The organism is Flavitalea plasmicola, from assembly GCF_030546645.1.
GTDB lineage: Bacteria > Bacteroidota > Bacteroidia > Chitinophagales > Chitinophagaceae > Puia.
Window position 1 is genome coordinate 412,610 of record NZ_JAUOTO010000003.1, and the last position, 17,779, is coordinate 430,388.

Genomic DNA, 17,779 nt, shown 5'->3' on the forward strand with positions numbered 1-17,779 from the left:
CTATTGTATATACAAGTGTGTATTTGGAAAAGTTCACGGCCAGAAATTTATTTCTGGCCGTGAAGCATTATTTCGGTGGTGAAGCACTATTTTCCTTTTTCTGCCCCTGCCTGCTGCTCGTCCTCTTTCACGGCAAAATGGTAGGTTCCGGACCCCAGGCTCAGCATCAGATATCCTCTGCCCACCCCAGCCACTTTTATCTCCTTCACATTTCCCAGCAGGTGCCCGCTCTCCGTCACCAGTCCGCCTTCCGGGGCCGGGATATAAACGGTGGAGCTGGTATTGGCAGGTATGGTGACATCCAGTAATAAAGAATCCTTATCCCGGCGCCAGTGGGAGACCAGCTCGCCATAGCCCGTCTGGAGCCTGGCCTCTGCCTCTTTCAACCCGCCCCCGGGATGCGGATAGATCATGCTATGCTTATAGCCTGCCCCGTCCTCATAAGTGTCCACTCCGGCCACGAAGCGATACATCCAGTCGCCGATGGCCCCGTAGGAATAATGGTTAAAAGAGTTCATGCCTGCGTTTTCAAAGCTGCCGTCAGGCCTGATCCCATCCCATCTTTCCCAAATGGTGGTAGCACCCATCTTCACCGGATAAAGCCAGGAAGGATAGCTTTCCTGCATCAGCAGCCGGTAGGCTACATCTGTAAAACCCCACCTGCTCAGGACATGGCAGAGATACGGCGTGCCCAAAAAACCGGTGGTAAGGTGATAATCATAATCTTTTACATTATCCGCCAGTCTCCTCGCCGCCTGCATTTGCAGTGAATCAGGGAGCATGTCGAACTGCAGGGCCAGTACATAGGCTGTCTGTGTGCCGGAAACCAACCTGCCATTGGGCGTCATGTATTCCCTTGTGAAGGCGGCTTTGATCCGCTTCAGCAGCTGTTCATAAGCGGCGACCTCTTCTTTTTTATTCAACACCCTGGCTGCATTGATGAGCAGCTGCGTGCTGTGCGCGTAAAAGCATTGAGCGATGAGGTATTTATCCGTCACTGCCGAGCGGCCGTCATTGTCGTCGAATGGCCGGTAGAAAAGCCAGTCCCCGAAATGGAACCCTGTGTTCCAGAGATCGTTCCTGCTCTGCGACCGCATATATTCCACCCAGGCCTTCATGGAAGGATACTGGTCTTCCAGCACGCGCTGGTCACCGTATGCGAGGTAAAGGTTCCACGGTATTACGGTGCCCACGTCTGCCCAGCCTGCGCTGGCGCCGTTGCCCAGCACATTGGGGATGACAAAAGGTATGGCGCCCGCAGGTGATTGGTCTGCTGCTACGTCCTTTAGCCATTTGGTGAAAAAATTATCCACGCCCATGTTATAGGCTGCTGTCCGGGAGAACACCTGTGCATCCCCGGTCCATCCCAGCCGCTCGTCCCGCTGCGGGCAATCGGTGGGTACGTCCAGGAAGTTGCCCCGTTGCCCCCACTGGATATTGTGCTGCAATTGATTGATGAGGGCATCCGAGCAGTGAAAATATCCTGTCTTCGTCATGTCTGAATACAAAGCCACTGCCTGCAGATCGTCCGTGGCCAATTTGCCGGGATATCCTTCCACGCGGATATAACGGAAACCATGAAAGGTAAAGCGCGGCTCGAATACTTCCTCACCGCCTCCTTTCAGAATAAAGGTATCGCTGGCCCTGGCGCTGCGGAGATTCTCCGTATAGAAATTTCCTGTTTTGTCGAGCACTTCCGCGTGGGAGATGATAATACGGTCTCCGGCTTTTCCATTGGCTTTAAGCACCACATGGCCCACCAGGTTCTGACCAAAGTCGACCAGCTGGTCGCCGGCAGGACTGTTGAAGATCCCTTTGGGATGGAAGACCTCCTGTTTTCTCACCGGCTCACTATGCGTGGCGACAAGATTGTTCATGGGGAATGCCGCTACCCGCACACCGCTCCAATCCTTATCATCATAGCCCGGCAAGGCCCATCCTGCCTTCTCTTCCCGTGCGTCGATCGTCTCCCCGTGATAGATCTCCGCACTCCTGATCGCACCGGTGGAAGATTTCCAGCTGCCGTCGGAGACAATGGTCTCGGTGCTGCCGTCTTTATATTTGATCACCAGCTGCAGCAGCAATGAAATATCCTTGCCATAAAAATCTTTTTGCCGTTCGAATCCGATGTACCCCCTGTACCAGCCACTGGCCAGCGTTACGCCCAGCGCATTACGGCCACTACGGATGAGCGATGTCACATCATAGGTCTGGTATTGCAGCCGTTTGAGGTAGGAGGTCCATCCTGGCTGCAGACAGCCATCACCGATAGGACGACCGTTCAGCTGCGCTTCATACAATCCGTGAGCCGTGATATAGGCGGTGGCAGATTCCACGGAGTTAGCAGATGTAAATTCTTTCCGGAACAGCGGGCTGGGGCGCGACGAGGGCTCTTCATAGCCGGGGCTTATCCACTTTGCCACATAATCCTGCTGCGGGGCGAATAAAGCGGTCTGCCACCAGGCCGGGTCGCTCCAGCCTGTGCCACGGCCTTTATTATCCCATATGCGTACCTGCCAGTAATAACGGGTGCCGGATACCAAAGGTGTTCCGGCATAAGGTACCCATAAGGATTGATCGGAACTTATTTTGCCGGAGCTCCAGACCACTTCTTTTCCGCCCCTGGTGACCTTTATCTCAAAAGCTGTCTGCTGCAGCCCCCTTTCGGGACCTGAAAGCTGCCAGCTGAACCGGGGTTGCCGGACATCCAGGCCAATGGGGTTGGAAAGATTTTCAGTCAGGAGATGCCCTGGCTTTACCTGGGCAAAGGACAGAAGGCAAAGTAGCTGTAGCATAGCCAGGGAGCAAGCAAATTTGATCATGGTGCTGTAGTTGAGACAGCAAATATAGCGGTACAACCATCATGTACCATCCTGGAAAACAGACAATTAAAGAATAGTGAGATTTTTGGACCTGTAAGCCTGCAATTCCGCGCTGTCAGGGGGCAGCTCCGTGAGCAGATAATGGATCTCGTCAATATCCGCGATCTTCATTTGCATGGTGGAGTTCAGCTTTTCGGAAATAGCCAGGATAGCAACTTTCTCTGCCGCCTTGATCATCGCTTTCTTCACCTGGATCGTTTCCCAGTCAGAGTCGGTAAGCCCGTTGCCGTAGTCGATGGCGTTGGTGCCCAGGATGCAAAGGTCTGCCTTGATGTCCGCAAGATATTCGAAGACCTCTCCACTGACAGTCATCTGGCTATACGCGGAGATCTGTCCGCCGATCATGATCGTCTTGATCATTGGTTTGTCCAGTAATTCCACGGCCGTCAGCACATTCACCGTAATAAAGGTGGCCCGCAGCTTATTGGGTATGCGCTTGATGAATTCACGTATGGTCGTTCCGCCACCAATGAGGACGATCATGTCATCCCGCAGCAGCTCTATTGCCTTTTCTGCGATCACCAGCTTATTGGATTGTGCATAGGTCTCCGAATCATGTCCGATGTGGTAGGCCCCCGACATCACGCCTCCTTTTATCCGGATCACCTGCCCCTCTTCCGCCAATTCATTCACATCCCGGCGGATCGTATCCTCGGAAACGTCGATCAGGTTAACGAGGTCATTGAACATCAGCCGTGTATGTATGTTCACCTGCTTGAGGATCAGCATTTTCCGTTCTTTTTTCGGCAGCGATACGCCCACATTGCCATTCGCCTTGATCTTTGTCATAATGAAAAAACTGTTTTCTGGCTTCTTAAAAATTTGCAGTATTTGCAAAATTGCAATGCTTTCCAGCCTTCCGATCTGCAATGATACGGGTTTTGCTTAATAAATGAAAGTCCGGCTATAAAAGGTAAGGGTAAAATCCGCAAACTTTCGGTTAATAATTGGCTATCCAGCCTTATTATGCAAAATATTTGCAGTATTTTTTTCATTTTCGGATTAAAATGATAAATTCGGGGAGGATTTTGCAAAATAGTCGCAACTATCCCATCACTAACTAAAACTACTGCACAATGAAAAGATTCCACCCGAAAGTCTTGGGCAGCCTGCTGATCTGCTGTCTACTGGCGATCCCGGCCAGTCATGCCCAGGCGCAGGACGCCAAATCTCTCCGCATCAATGGTACTGTTCGCAGTGTATCCGATGGATTGCCCATTGCGGGCGCTACTGTTGTTCTTGTCGCCAATAAGAAAATCGCTACGGCCACCGATGCTTCGGGCAGCTTTACCCTGGTAATACCTGCCGATGTCACTGCCCGTACGCTGGAGATCAGTTCCATTGGTTTCAGCAGTAAGCAGGTGGAGGTTCAACCCGGGCAGGCCGTATTGTCCATTACCCTGGAAGGCAGCCGGTCCAGCCTCAATGAAGTAGTGGTGACGGCGCTGGGCATCAGCCGTCAGAAGAAATCACTGGGTTACTCAGTCACCGAAGTAAAAGGATCTGAATTTACCCAGGCGCGTGAGAATAATATTGCCAATGCGCTCACCGGTAAGGTCGCCGGTGTCAACGCCGTAGGTATTTCCACAGGACCCGGTGGCAGCAGCCGCGTCACTATCCGGGGGAATGGCAGTTTCGGCGAAAACCAACCGTTGTATGTGGTCAACGGGATGCCGATCGATAACTCTGTGCCTGGTGGTGCTCCCACTGTCAACGGCATCACTTTCAATGTGGACCGCGGCGATGGCATCGGAGATATCAATCCCGACGACATCGAATCCATCACCGTCCTGAAAGGCGGTACGGCCTCGGCGTTATACGGTTCCCGTGCCAGCAATGGCGTCATCCTGATCACCACTAAAAAGGGCCGTACACAAAAAGGCGTCGGTCTGGAATACAATACAACAGGAACACTGGAGAATGTTGCGGTGATCCCCGATTATCAATTCGAATACGGGCAGGGCGACGGGGGTAAAAAACCGACGGACATCGGGGCTTCCCGGAACACCGGGCGCCGTTCCTGGGGTGCGAAGATCGACGGCTCCACGGACTATGTCGGCGTGGACGGTAAAACGCATCCTTACACTGCCCAAAAGAACAATTTCCAGAACTATTATCACACGGGTAAAACCCTTACCAATACCATCGCCTTGTCCGGCGGCAACGAATTTACCACCTACCGGTTCAGCGCATCCGATCTCAACAGCAAGGGCATCCTCCCGAGAACGACCATAGACCGCAAGACGTTCAACCTTGCCGTCAACAGCCGGCTGACCGATAAGCTTTCGCTGGACGCCCTGGCCCAGTATAACCTGGAGGTGGGGCATAACCGCACCAGCGCCGGCGACGCCCTCGGCAATCCCAACTGGGTTCCCCTGGAAATAGCCAATACCGCTGACGTACGCTGGCTCGCACCCGGCTACGATTCATTGGGTAATGAAACACCGTGGAACGATGCCCCCATCGCCTCCAACGGGTATTTCGTCCAGAATAAGTTCCAGGAAAATGATACCAAGAACCGCTTTCTCGGTCAGGCTTCGCTTTCCTACAAGCTGCTGCCCAACCTGGTGTTCAAGGGCACGGTGAGCCGTGATTTTTACAACTATAATTACACCAATATCATGCCGACCGGCACCCTGTACGTGCTCACCGGGCAATATGCCGGGGTGAAATCCGATGTATCGGAAACCAACGCGCTGTTCACGACTACCTATAACACCCGTGTCGGGGATGACTTCGGTATTGCGGTGATGGGCGGCGCCAACAGCCGTAAGTTCCGGAACCAGCAGCTGACCCTTTCCGGGCTGAACTTTACCATTCCCTATTTCTATTCTTTTACCAACCTGTCCACTTCCTCCGTAACGCCATTTACTTCACATTTAACCACGAATTCGGCCTTCGGCTCAGTGGACCTCGATTATAAGAGTCTCTTCTTCCTCAGCTTCACCGGCCGTAAGGACTGGTTCTCCACGCTGAGCCCAAAGCATTACGGCGTTTTTTATCCCAGCATCGGAGGCAGCTTCATCCTGTCTGATGCGGTGAGTCTGCCGGCCATATTCAACCTGGCGAAGATCAGGGGCTCCTGGGCAAAGGTGGGCGGCGGCGCACCGGACCCTTACGCCATCAACCTGACCTACAGCAGCGTTCCCAGCTCCGGCCAGCCTTTGCAGAGCGTGACGCCGGATCCCAACGCTTTTACGAACATCATCTCCAATCCCGATCTAAAGCCTTTTACCTCCACGACCTACGAGGCAGGGTTCGAGCTCAGCATGCTGAATCACAGGTTGGGGTTGGATGTTACGTATTACAACCGGAAGACTACCAACGAGATCCTTCCGACGACCATCTCCACGACCTCCGGCTATAGCGCAGCCTATCTCAACATAGGTCAGCTGAACAATAAAGGAATTGAAATGCTGCTCACCGGTACGCCCATTAAAATGGGCGATTTCAGCTGGAATGTCAGCTACAATGTGGCTTACAACAATAATAAGGTAATACAGCTGGCGCCGGGATTGACCTCTTTCCCCGTGGCTCAAAGCGTAAACGGCTATACCACCCTTCAGCATATTGTCGGGCAGCCCTTCGGTATGCTGGTAGGCACCAGCATGCTGAAAAATGCCAATGGCGACACCGTCTTCAATGCCACCAGCGGTCTTCCCGTTATAGCGCCTTCGCATAATCTCGGCAAGAGCGTGGCGCCCTGGACCATGGGCCTGACCAATGAGTTCCATTATAAACGTTTTGGCTTCAGCTTCCTCATTGACGGTAAGTTCGGGAATAAGATATTCTCCATCTTCGAGGTCTATGCCACCCGTATGGGCAAGTTGAAATCCACGCTGAAAGGACGGGAAAATGGTCTCACTGTAAATGGCGTGGATCAGGCGGGCAATAAATACGCCAGGACTGTTCCCATATCCGGCCTCCGGGTTTATTACGACAACTATAAAACATATTCGGACCTGTTCGTGCACGACGGCAGCTTTGTCAAACTGCGCCAGGTGATCGCCAGCTACAACCTGCCCATCAGCAAATGGCATCTCGGCAGGCTCCAGTCTGCCAACATCGGGTTCGTTGCCCGCAACCTGTTCATCCTGTACAGGAAGACAAAGAACTTCGATCCGGAACAAAGCCTTACTAACAGCAACGCCCAGGGCTTCGAATCCATCGGTCTGCCCAGGACCCGTTCCTATGGGCTCAACCTGTCGTTGAAATTTTAATTGATTACTTCAAACAGCAATGAATATGAAATTACATATAAGCGCTCTTCTTGGACTATGTATCCTGGCGCAGACATCCTGCACCAAGAACTTTGTTGCAGAAAATACCAACCCGGATGCCGTTTCGGCACCCATCCCTGCGTATGTCTTTACCAAAGCATTGTATGACGGCATGGGCAATGCTTCGGGCACCTATGGCGGCAGCACGATGTATCTCCTGCAAGGGACCATGCAATACACCACCAGCTACAATGATGTGGCGGGTTTCGGCTCCAAATACGTAGCCGCCCAGGTCCAGCAGACCTTCGGCGCCTTTAATGCAGCCTATCCCGATGAGATCAACGAGCTGGGCATCGTGATAAAGGCCGTAAAAAGTGATCCGGCCAAGGTGAACATGCTGGCGTCAGCCCGGATCTGGCGGGTCTTCTGCTTTTCCCGCCTTACGGACCTGTATGGGGACATTCCTTACTCCCAGGCGGGGTTGGGGTATGACTCTTCTCTATTCACCCCTGCTTATGATGCCCAGCAAGCCATCTACGCCAACATGCTGTCCGAGCTGGATGCCGCCGCGCAAAGTCTCGATGCCTCCAAACCAACTTTCGGATCGGCTGACCTCATCTACAACGGCAACACCGCGCAGTGGAAGAAATTCGCCTACTCACTGATGCTGCGTCTGGCCATGCGCATGACCAAGGTGGATATCGCCTTGGCACAAAGCTGGGCGACTAAAGCGATCACCGGAGGGGTAATTACGCAGGATGCCGACATTGCCAAAATGCCGTATCTCGCAGCCGGCCAGGTGATCAACCAGAACCCCATGGCATACAACCTCTGGAATAGCGACTACATTGCCCAGGACGGCAACAGTAACGCGGAAGGCGGCAAATACCAGGACGTTTGGATCAACTATCTCCAATCCACCAACGATCCCCGGCTGCCGATCATCTCCGTGGTATATACTTCGCCTGGCGTTACGGACACTTCCGTCGCTATTCAGAAAGGTATGCCTGCGAATATCCAATACACCAAACCCGCCAATTTTGTCACTTTTTCCGAGCCCAACCCCAAGACCGTCCTGAAGCTGAGTTCCAACCAACTGGTGTTCTCTGCGGCAGAATCCTATTTCCTGCTGACCGAAGCGGCTTTGCGCGGTTGGTACAGCGGTTCGACCGCTGCCGCCCTGTACACCCTTGGCGTGCAGGCCGCCCTGCGCAACTGGTCGATCATTGCCGGTGCCGACGGAACTATAAGCCCGGGGGCGATCAACGCCTATGTATCCGCCAACCCGCTGAATACGGCCGGCACCTTCGATGCGCAGATGCAGCAGGTGTATACTCAATTCTGGGTGAGCATCTTCCCGGATGCTACGGAAGCCTATAGCAGCTATCGCCGCACCGGTTACCCTGCGCTCGTGGGCAATAATTATACAGGCAACGCAACGGGGGGAAAGATCTTCAGAAGATGTCTGTATCCCGTCACCGAGCAAAGCCTCAACGGCGCAAATTTAAAGGCGGCTATCGCCCGCCAGGGAGCCGACGATCTGATGACCCATATCTGGTGGGATAAATGATAATGTGCGCACATGAACAGGCTTTTTTATTTTCTCATAAGCACGCTGAGTTTTGGTAATCTAAAAAGAGGGCAGTTCTCTGCCCTCTTTCTTCTACTGATGCCCCTGTTTGCCGTCGCACAGAATGACACCGTCCGCGACGACCAGGCCAGCGACTACAACCTCAACAAGCCGGAAAGGGTGGAGTGGTTCCGCAACACCGGCGCAGGACTTTTTATCCACTTCGGGGTGGATGCCCAGCTGGGTATAGTCATCAGCCATTCGCTGGTAGGCGCTTCCGACGACTATGTGGAAAGATATTTCAGCCAGCTGCCCCGTACTTTTGATCCAGCCCTCTTTTCGCCCCGTGAAATCGCTACGCTGGCGAAGCTGGCCGGCATGAAATACCTCGTATTTACCACCAAGCACCATTCGGGCTTTTGCATGTGGGACACGAAGACGAGTCCTTTCAATATCATGAATACGCCCTATCATGCAGACCTGCTTCAGGCTTATACGGAAGCCACGCGTGCGGCAGGGCTGGGAGTAGGGTTTTATTTTTCTCCCGAGGATTTCTGGTTCCTTCACCAGCACCACATCCCCATCAGCCGGACAGACGTGAAGATGGATGACACTATCCGGCAGGCATATGACGACTATACGCGGCGCCAATGCGAAGAGCTGATGACCAGGTATGGGAAGGTGGACGTGCTGTTCATCGACGGCACGCCCAAAGAGGTCGTGAAGAACACCTGCTGGCGATTGCAGCCTGACCTGCTGATCACACGCGGCGCAATGAAGACGCCTGAACAGGTGTTGCCCGGGGAAAGGAGCATGGATCCCTGGCTATCCTGTATCACCATGGGAACCGCCTGGCAATATCAACCCACCAATGAAAGGTACAAATCCGGCGACCAGCTGATCCGGTTGGCCATTGAAGCCAGGGCAAAAGGAGGATCTCTGCTGCTGAACGTCGGTCCGAAAGCTGACGGTTCGTTGCCTTTCGAGCAGGAAGACAGATTGCGTGAAATGGCTGCCTGGTATTTCATCAACCACGAATGCATGGACAGCGTCCGCAGCTGGGTCGTCAGCCGGGAAAATGGGGTCTGGTTCACCGCCCGGGATGCACATACCTGCTATGCTATCGTCACCGGTGAATGGAAAGAAGGAGAGAGAAAGACTTTTCGTCTGCATTCTGTGAAGGCGGGCCCGGAGACACGCGTCAGCGTATTGGGGCAGAACAGCCGGATCATCGAATACAAGCGGGATGATGTCGGCTGCCGTTTCCGGCAAGTGGGAGAGCGCCTGGAACTGTCGGTGGTGAAAGCACAACGCGTCTATGACGATCATCGATGGCCGAACCCCGTCGTAATAAAGCTGGAGCATATCGATGCGGCATTCGATGAAGCGGTGGAGGTACGCACCCTGGACGGGAAGACGACGAAGGAAGGCGTTCTTTTCTCGGGAAAGGTCTTCGGCAACAAGCGATCCTTGGCTAAGAGAGCCCGTTTTTATTATCGTCCCTACGCGGGCCAGGTGGAAACCTTATACGCAGCACCCTGGACGGCAACGGCCTGGGTGAGCCTCCATGCCGATGGCACATTTCAGCTCCGGGAGCAGCATGCCCGGCCTGACAGACAATATGAATACCGGGCGGTCGTCGAGTACCGCCAGGTGGAGATCAATGGGGAGGACAGGATCTACAAGCCTGGGACCGCCCGTCATCAATAACACTACAAAGAACATCATATGAAGATCTACAATGCCGAAGAGCAATTCGAACGCTTAGACCTTAGCTTACCGCCTGCACCGAGCCCCAAGGGAGTATACAAGCCTTACCTGATAGAAGGGAAATACCTGTACCTGTCCGGGCATGGGCCGGTGCAAAATGACCGGTCGCTCATCATTGGCCGTATTGGAAGAGAACTGGATATCGAACAGGGGAAGCTGGCTGCCCGCCAGGTAGGGCTGACCATGTTGTCCACCATCCGCACACATGTCGGCGAGCTTAATAAAATAAAAAGAGTGATCAAGGTCTTCGGAATGGTGAACTGCACCCCGGAATTCGAACGTCATCCCTATGTGATCAACGGGTGCAGTGAGCTTTTTGCGGCCGTCTGGGGCGAAGAGAATGGGATTGGGGTTCGCAGCGCCGTGGGGTTTGGTTCCCTGCCGGACAATATTCCTGTTGAAATTGAGGCTATATTTGAGCTGCAATAAAACCAAACCGACATGCTTCAGAAAGCCGCTCCCGGTAAACCGCAATTAGCCGCCTTCGGCGAGTTCATGCTCCGGCTGCACTGTATGGAAGGACGCCGTTTTTTACAGGCAGGTTCCTACCAGCCCTATTATGCAGGCGCGGAAGCAAATACCTGCGTATTATTGTCCCGCCTGGGTATACCAGTACGCTACATAACACGACTGCCGGAAAATGATATAGCCAGGGCCGGCATTCAGGAACTGAGAGGCCAGGGTGTGGACACTTCCCATATCGTCTATGGGGGCGATAAGATGGGCATTTACTTTACAGAGCAGGGTAATGGCATTCGAAGCACCCGGGTGATCTATGACCGCGATGGATCTTCCTACGCGCGTCTGCAACCGGGTGTCATAGACTGGAACAGCAGCCTTGCCGGGGTCCCCGCTTTCCATTGGTCGGGCATATCGGCGGCTGTTTCACCGGGTGCGGCCGAGGTTTGCGCGGAAGCCCTGGCGGTGGCGCGCGAACAGGGGGCGATGATCTCATCGGATTTCAATTACAGGACGACACTCTGGAAATACGGTAAGCATCCCCGTGAGGTGATGCCCGGACTTCTGCAATACACAAAAGTAGCCGTGGCGGACCTGGACTCGGCAGCCGTTTATTTCGGGATAGAGACGGACCCTGGCGCGGCTTTGGAGGATCGGTTCATACAATGCAGCAGGGCTTTGCAGGAACAGCTGCCGCAGCTGGAGGTGCTTGCCATGAGCTTCCGCAAGACACAGGGGATCCAGCATATTTATTCCGGCGCGCTCCTTTATAAAGGCGCCTGCTATTTTTCGCCACGGCATGAGCTGCCTTATGTCACCGACCAGATCGGCAGCGGCGATGCGTTCACGGGCGGGATGCTTTATGGGCTGATGACCGACGCGCCGCCTCAGTCGATCATAGATTTTGCGACCGCCTGTGGCGCCATCAAACAAAGCATTCCGGGAGACTGGGCGCTGGTGAACAAGGCGGAACTGGAACAATTCATTCACAACGGACCCACCGGCCGGATCATCCGGTGAAAAAAAAGTACGACCTGCTTATGTTTATAATCGATGCACACCTGGATCTGAGCATGAATGCTATGGAATGGAACAGGGACCTTCGCCTTCCCGTGCAGGCGATAAGAGAAAGGGAAAAAGGGCTCTCAGACAAGCCCGACAGGGGAAAAGGAACGGTGTCCCTGCCGGCGCTGCGTAAAGGCGGCATCGGGCTGGTAGTAGCTACGCAGATAGCCCGGTATGTGGCGCCGGACAATCCTTTGCCGGGCTGGCATTCTCCCTGGCAGGCATGGGCGCAGACACAGGGCCAGCTGGCCTGGTATAAAGCCATGGAAGAGGCGGGGGAAATGACAATGATAAGAGACACCGCTTCCCTGGAGGATCACATCGCCTTGTGGATGGACGATACGGACCCGGGAAGAGTAAAGCCCATCGGATATATCCTCAGCCTGGAAGGAGCCGACTCCATCATTACGCCGGGACACCTGGAAGAGGCATATGAATATGGACTGCGGGCCGTGGGCCCCGCCCACTATGGCCCGGGGCGCTATGCCAATGGCACAGACGCCACAGGCGGCCTTACAGACGAAGGAAAGGAACTGCTGCGGGTAATGGAAAGATTGAATATTATCCTGGATGCCACCCATCTCTGCGATGATGCCTTCTGGGACGCGATGGAGCTGTTCGGGGGCGCCGTATGGGCCAGTCATAACAACTGCCGGGCACTGGTGGATCACAATCGCCAGTTCAGCGACGATATGATCAGGGCCCTCATTACAAAAGGAGCCGTCATCGGTGGCGCCCTTGACGCTTGGATGATGGTGCCCGGCTGGATAAGAGGAAAGTCTACGCCTGAGAGTATGCAATGCAACCTGGAAAAGATGCTGGACCACCTGGACCATATTTGTCAGCTGGCTGGCAATACCTTGCACGCAGGCATCGGCACGGACCTGGATGGGGCATTCGGAAAAGAGCAAACGCCTTATGACCTGGAGACGATCGCGGACCTGCAGAAGATCCCTGACATGCTTTCGAAGAGAGGGTATAACGCCGGAGACATCGATAATATCATGCACGGCAACTGGCTCCGGCTCCTGCGTAAAACCTGGGCGTAACCGGCTAATACTTCGACATCTTCAGACAGACAGGAGCAGGAACGCTCAACTGTTTGCCCGTGCTCTTCAGTAGACCTGTCGCCTTGTCGATGCTGAATACGACGATGTTGTCGCTGCGCTGGTTAGCCACCAGCAGCCAACGGCCTGTCGGATCGATCATGAAATTGCGGGGTGTGGCGCCTTGCGTGGGTTCGAAGCCTTTTATGGTGAGCTTCCCGGTGGCCGTATCAATGGCATAAATGGCCAGGCTGTTGGCATCGCCCCTGTTGCTGGCATACAGAAACTTTCCTTTGGGTGCCACGTGGATATCCGCGCTGCCAATGTCCCCTTTGAAACCTTCCGGAAGCGAGCTGATATGCTGAGTGGCGACCAGCTTACCGTTGGTCCAGCGTAGGACATCCACGGCGCCTCCCATTTCCATCATCGCATATACATACGGTTTGCCGGGATAAAAGCTGATATGGCGGGGGCCATCGCCGGGACCCATGTGCAGCGTGGAAGCAGGGGACGCTGACAGCGGATGGGCTGCCGCGGCGGCATTGAATGTATAAACGGACAGCTCGTCCAGCCCCAGGTCCGCCGTGATGAGATAATGATCGTCAGGCGTAAATGTCACTGAATGGACGTGCGGTTTTTCCTGGCGTTCCTTATTGGGACCGGCCCCGCTGTGCTGGATCAACTGTGTCAGCGCTCCCAATGAGCCATCTGCACGAATGGGCAGGGCTGCCAGGCTGCCCCCACCATAATTGGCGACCATCAGCCATTTACGACGGGCGTCCACGGACACGTAGCAAGGGCCGTCGCCTCCGGAGGACTGCCGGTCGAGAAAACGCAGCTGACCAGTGTTTTTATCAAAGGCGAAGGCGCTTACTCCCGAGGAGTCATTTCCTTCTGATTCGTTGGCCGCATACAGGAATTTTCCACCGGGCGCCAGCGCCAGGTAGGAAGGGCTCGCCGTAGCCGCGGTACTGACCAGTGTGGCTTCGCCCGTGGCTGCGTCGAACTGGTAGACGTAAATGCCTTTGCTTGCATTGCCGTTGGTATAAGTGCCTACGAAGAGATGGAATTTTTGTGCAAAGCCGGATAGGGTGCACAATGACAAGGAGAAAAGAAGAATTAAACGCATAGACCAAATTTAACGAAAAAAAAAGACGGGGTCACAGGACCCCGTCTTTTTTTTAAAATGATCAGTTTTATCGGATCAATTTTACATTCACTGCATTCAGGCCCTTCTTGCCATTCTGAAGATCAAACTCTACACGATCGTTTTCTTTGACCTGGTCGATCAGACCGCTGGCATGCACAAATGTCTCTTTATTGCCGTCGTCGTGCTTGATAAAACCAAAGCCCTTGTCGGCGTTAAAGAATTTCACGGTGCCTGTTGTTTTGTTGTCCATCATTAATTGTATTGGTAATAAAATGTAGCGCAAGATAAGCTTTTTTTTCTTTGACGGGCCGGTAAAATCCGCCGTGATTCGGAATTTACGGCGGCGGGCTGCGTAAAATACGATAGGACAACCGTATGTTTTACGCGTCCCGAAAAACGGATGAAGGCCACGTAAGGGTTTGCTTTTAGGCCCGGGTAAGATAACCACAAATGGTAACGGATTGGTCATATGAAAAATTTGTTTTCTCTCGCGACTGACGGACCTTTGCAGTATGAATGAATGATAGATCCGTATCCATTTGCAAAACCAAATCAAGTAAGGCTCAGATCCATTATCTCTGAAAAACCAACAACGTCCAATGTCCTGTCCTGTTTAGGGCTCTCACTGTAAGAAACGTCCTTCTTATGGTAAATTACTTACACCCGTTCCAGGTTTCCCGGAACGGGTTTTTTCATTCTATGCCTGTAACTTATCTTTACGTTTCATCAACGGATCTATACACATGGCAGGGATCAATGAACCAATGATATCGCCTCTCCAGGTGAACCAGCTCATTCGCCTGAGGCGAAGCACTTTTCCTGATCAGTTTGAAAAAGACAGACCAATAGACGAGGACATCATCTGGCAACTGCTGGAGAATGCCTCCTGGGCGCCCAATCACAAGGCTACTGAGCCCTGGCATTTTACCGTTTTCACCGGGGAAGGTTTGAAGAAATTCGCTGCCTTCCAGGCAGGGAGATACCAGCAGACGGCCGGCGAAAAGTTCAGGCAGGATAAATACAACAAGCTGCTGACAAACCCCCTGAAAGCCTCGCATATCATCGCGATCATCCTGCGCCGCAGCAAGACCGCCGACATCCCGGAAATAGAGGAGATTGCCGCAGTATCCTGCGCGGTGGAGAACATATACCTCTCCGCAACCGCCTATGGCCTGGGCGGATATTGGAGCACGGGCGGACCAACCTATGACCCTGCTGCCGGAGGATTCTTCGGACTGGAAGAGGGGGACAAACTGATGGGCTTCTTTTACCTTGGGCATGTCCGTGTGCCTTCCGTTGCGGGATCCCGGAAGCCCGTGAAGGAAAAAACCACCTGGGTGACGACATAGGTGTATGATTGATAGTTATTAAGTACCTTTCGTGCACAAAATTTATTTCTACCATGCGTAAGCTTTATTTTCTTCCTGCTGCACTGCTCCTGGGGCTCGCTGCCTGCAACAACGCCGGCGACCAGACTGCTGCTGCTACGGATACTTCCAAAAAGGCAGGACATGACACAATGGCGATGAATCATACGCCCGACAGTACACAGGCAATAACACCCTTGCCGGAAGTGCCCGCGGGCAGTAAAGTCTATTTTAAGAACCTGAAGGACGGGCAGACTGTTCAGTCTCCCTTTAAAGTGGAAATGGGAATGGATGGATTGAAGGTCGATACGGCAGGCGCCATCGTCTCCGGCTCCGGACACCATCATCTCCTCATCGACGCCGGTGATTCCATTGCGGCAGGCGTGATCGTGCCCAAGGACGAACATCACCTGCATTTCGGCAAGGGCCAGACCAGCACAGACGTGACGCTGCCTGCCGGCGAACACGTACTGACCCTTCAATTTGCTGACGGTATCCACCGGTCATACGGCAGCAGGCTGGCGACAACCATCAAGGTCAAAGTCAAGTAAATTGCGTTCAGCTGCTGAATGACGCTAAAATCTTACCTTGCGCCTGCCTCCCTCACCGGAGGCAGGCGTTCCTTTTTTAAGGTGTCCTGAGACAACCTAAGCAACGGAAAAGACGTAGAGATTGTCATAGGGATGAGATGAAGAGAATGCGATATATTAAACAAATAAATCATGAGTAAAAACATGCGTGCAAGTAACCTATTCAGCGTTTTAATAGTGGCCCTGGTTGTCGGAATATCGTCCGGTTGTATGAAAACAGGCTCCGGCACCAATCAGAACACCAATAACGTCAGTTTTATTAGTTTAATGCATATGGCGCCCTATTCCTCCTCCACGGAGGTCTATTTCAACGGGGACAAAAAAACTTCAGCCATCGCGGCAGGAACTTTTTCCACGAGCTATGGACAGATACCTCCGGGCGTCTATGATATAAAGTTCCATGTGGCCGGCTCTGACAGCGTGCTTTCCTCTCTGCCGGCTACCACCTATGATTCCCTCGGATTTTATACGTTGATCCTGTATAACACCGAAGGCGGCACCGGATTAGGCTCCATGAAGATCAACGACGATTTTTCCAGTCTTTCCCTGTCGGGCGCCAACTACCGGTTTTTTAACTTCTGCCCCGATGCACCCGCTGTCGATCTCTATATGAACACGACCCCCGTACAACAGGGACGGCATGTGGCGGATAATGCCAGTAGCTATTATTACAACTCCTTCCAGGCTGTGACCGCGGGAGGCTATAGCCTGCAGGCGAAAAAGGCGGGGACAGACTCCGTGATCGCTTCTGTTACCAGCGTGAACCTGGTGGCGGGCGCGGCCTATACCATATTCCTGGCAGGAAGTACGCACAGTACCTCCAATCCCGTGACATTGAATGTATTGCAGGCAGCCTACTAAACCAGGCTGCTTACTTTTTCGTAGTCCATTCGCTGAGCGCGAACTCCTTCTCCAGCTCCTTCCGGGAAGGCAGCATGTCTTCCCGGCTCTGTACCAGCTGCTGCTCCCCCAGCGGGATCGGCTCAACAAAGGGCGCATCGGGGGAAGAAGGCAATGGGGCACCCGGAATACGGCAGATGATATTAGCCAGCAGCATCAGCGCCCGCGAGCGTACAGCCAGCAAGTTGAACAAAGGCTTATACAGTTCAAACGTTATCTCGCTGAGCAGGCGATCCTCGCTTGCCTGGGTCGTCTCTGCAATGACGGATACAGGATTTTCTCCTCCCAGCTTGTCTACGATGGATGTGATCTTCTCTTCCATGCCCGCCAGGTGGGTATAAAGCCATTCGCGCGAAAACTGCAGCTCCAGGGTGTGCGACAATAAGCCTTCCGGTATGCGCGCCGACAGTCGGTTGTCATTAGACGTTAGAAATACATTCCGGGGATAGTTCGTTTGCGGCGAATAACTGAAAATATGATCCAGGGATTTCTGTGAAGCAGGCGGCAGCATAAAACACAATGCGAAAATTATCTCGCTCCCGGGTGTTTTCGAAAGACGCACGACCTCAATGTCCTCGTAATACCTGAGATGAGCATATCGCAGGTGCAATCCTTCTTCTAGGAATATGCTTTTCATTAGCCCACTGCTCTTATGCTGAGGTAGATGCATAGCCTTGTTACATACGTAAAATGGCTTCATTTGGATTCAAAATAAAAAGAGACCGTCCCATTAGACAAATGTCGGGACGGCCTCTTCTCC

At 53.3% G+C, this 17,779-nt stretch carries 14 protein-coding genes; 9 read left to right on the forward strand and 5 right to left on the reverse strand.

The window, feature by feature from the left end:
* Positions 1-86: 86 nt before the first annotated feature.
* Together Q4E93_RS11730 and Q4E93_RS11735 are read right to left on the reverse strand one after the other, a co-directional pair.
* Complete coding sequence (locus tag Q4E93_RS11730; protein ID WP_303585357.1) at positions 87-2,822, reverse strand: alpha-L-rhamnosidase; 2,736 nt, start codon at positions 2,820-2,822, stop codon at positions 87-89.
* 66 nt (positions 2,823-2,888) lie between these two features.
* A complete protein-coding gene (locus Q4E93_RS11735) occupies positions 2,889-3,671 on the reverse strand; it encodes a DeoR/GlpR family DNA-binding transcription regulator (protein ID WP_303585358.1) in 783 nt (260 codons plus the stop codon).
* Positions 3,672-3,958: 287 nt separating this feature from the next.
* Here Q4E93_RS11735 and Q4E93_RS11740 point away from each other — a divergent pair, with 287 nt between their 5' ends.
* Genes Q4E93_RS11740 through Q4E93_RS11765 form a run of 6 tightly spaced genes read left to right on the forward strand, consistent with a single transcriptional unit; the run spans position 3,959 to position 13,015 of the window.
* Positions 3,959-7,102: a SusC/RagA family TonB-linked outer membrane protein gene (locus tag Q4E93_RS11740; RefSeq protein WP_303585359.1), complete on the forward strand. Its 3,144-nt coding sequence runs from the start codon at positions 3,959-3,961 to the stop codon at positions 7,100-7,102.
* A gap of 25 nt (positions 7,103-7,127) precedes the next feature.
* Positions 7,128-8,672: a SusD/RagB family nutrient-binding outer membrane lipoprotein gene (locus Q4E93_RS11745; protein WP_303585360.1), complete on the forward strand. Its 1,545-nt coding sequence runs from the start codon at positions 7,128-7,130 to the stop codon at positions 8,670-8,672.
* Positions 8,673-8,684: 12 nt separating this feature from the next.
* Entirely contained in the window at positions 8,685-10,382 is a 1,698-nt protein-coding gene (locus Q4E93_RS11750) for an alpha-L-fucosidase (RefSeq protein ID WP_303585362.1), read from the forward strand.
* 18 nt (positions 10,383-10,400) lie between these two features.
* Positions 10,401-10,871: a RidA family protein gene (locus tag Q4E93_RS11755; RefSeq protein WP_303585364.1), complete on the forward strand. Its 471-nt coding sequence runs from the start codon at positions 10,401-10,403 to the stop codon at positions 10,869-10,871.
* Positions 10,872-10,883: 12 nt separating this feature from the next.
* Positions 10,884-11,921, forward strand: coding sequence for a sugar kinase (locus Q4E93_RS11760; RefSeq protein WP_303585365.1), 1,038 nt, complete (start codon positions 10,884-10,886; stop codon positions 11,919-11,921).
* Positions 11,922-11,941: 20 nt separating this feature from the next.
* Positions 11,942-13,015 carry a dipeptidase gene (locus Q4E93_RS11765; RefSeq protein WP_303585367.1) on the forward strand — a complete coding sequence of 358 codons (1,074 nt, stop codon included), beginning with the start codon at positions 11,942-11,944 and terminating at the stop codon, positions 13,013-13,015.
* Between the two features lie 4 nt (positions 13,016-13,019).
* Here the strand turns inward: Q4E93_RS11765 and Q4E93_RS11770 are convergent, their stop codons facing one another.
* Together Q4E93_RS11770 and Q4E93_RS34535 are read right to left on the reverse strand one after the other, a co-directional pair.
* Positions 13,020-14,141 carry a lactonase family protein gene (locus Q4E93_RS11770; RefSeq protein ID WP_303585369.1) on the reverse strand — a complete coding sequence of 374 codons (1,122 nt, stop codon included), beginning with the start codon at positions 14,139-14,141 and terminating at the stop codon, positions 13,020-13,022.
* Positions 14,142-14,208: 67 nt separating this feature from the next.
* Positions 14,209-14,631 (reverse strand): cold-shock protein, encoded by a 423-nt coding sequence (locus Q4E93_RS34535; protein ID WP_303585371.1) that lies wholly within the window; start codon positions 14,629-14,631, stop codon positions 14,209-14,211.
* Between the two features lie 295 nt (positions 14,632-14,926).
* Between Q4E93_RS34535 and Q4E93_RS11780 the strand changes: the two genes are divergently transcribed.
* From Q4E93_RS11780 to Q4E93_RS11790, 3 genes are all read left to right on the forward strand, one after another.
* Positions 14,927-15,511 carry a nitroreductase family protein gene (locus tag Q4E93_RS11780; protein ID WP_303585373.1) on the forward strand — a complete coding sequence of 195 codons (585 nt, stop codon included), beginning with the start codon at positions 14,927-14,929 and terminating at the stop codon, positions 15,509-15,511.
* Positions 15,512-15,564: 53 nt separating this feature from the next.
* On the forward strand, positions 15,565-16,080 hold the full coding sequence (locus Q4E93_RS11785; protein WP_303585374.1) for a DUF4399 domain-containing protein: 516 nt from the start codon (positions 15,565-15,567) through the stop codon (positions 16,078-16,080).
* Between the two features lie 183 nt (positions 16,081-16,263).
* Complete coding sequence (locus Q4E93_RS11790) at positions 16,264-16,980, forward strand: DUF4397 domain-containing protein (RefSeq protein WP_303585375.1); 717 nt, start codon at positions 16,264-16,266, stop codon at positions 16,978-16,980.
* 10 nt (positions 16,981-16,990) lie between these two features.
* On the opposite strand, the gene Q4E93_RS11795 is transcribed toward Q4E93_RS11790, so the two are convergent.
* Positions 16,991-17,656 carry a hypothetical protein gene (locus tag Q4E93_RS11795; RefSeq protein WP_303585376.1) on the reverse strand — a complete coding sequence of 222 codons (666 nt, stop codon included), beginning with the start codon at positions 17,654-17,656 and terminating at the stop codon, positions 16,991-16,993.
* Positions 17,657-17,779: the final 123 nt, after the last annotated feature.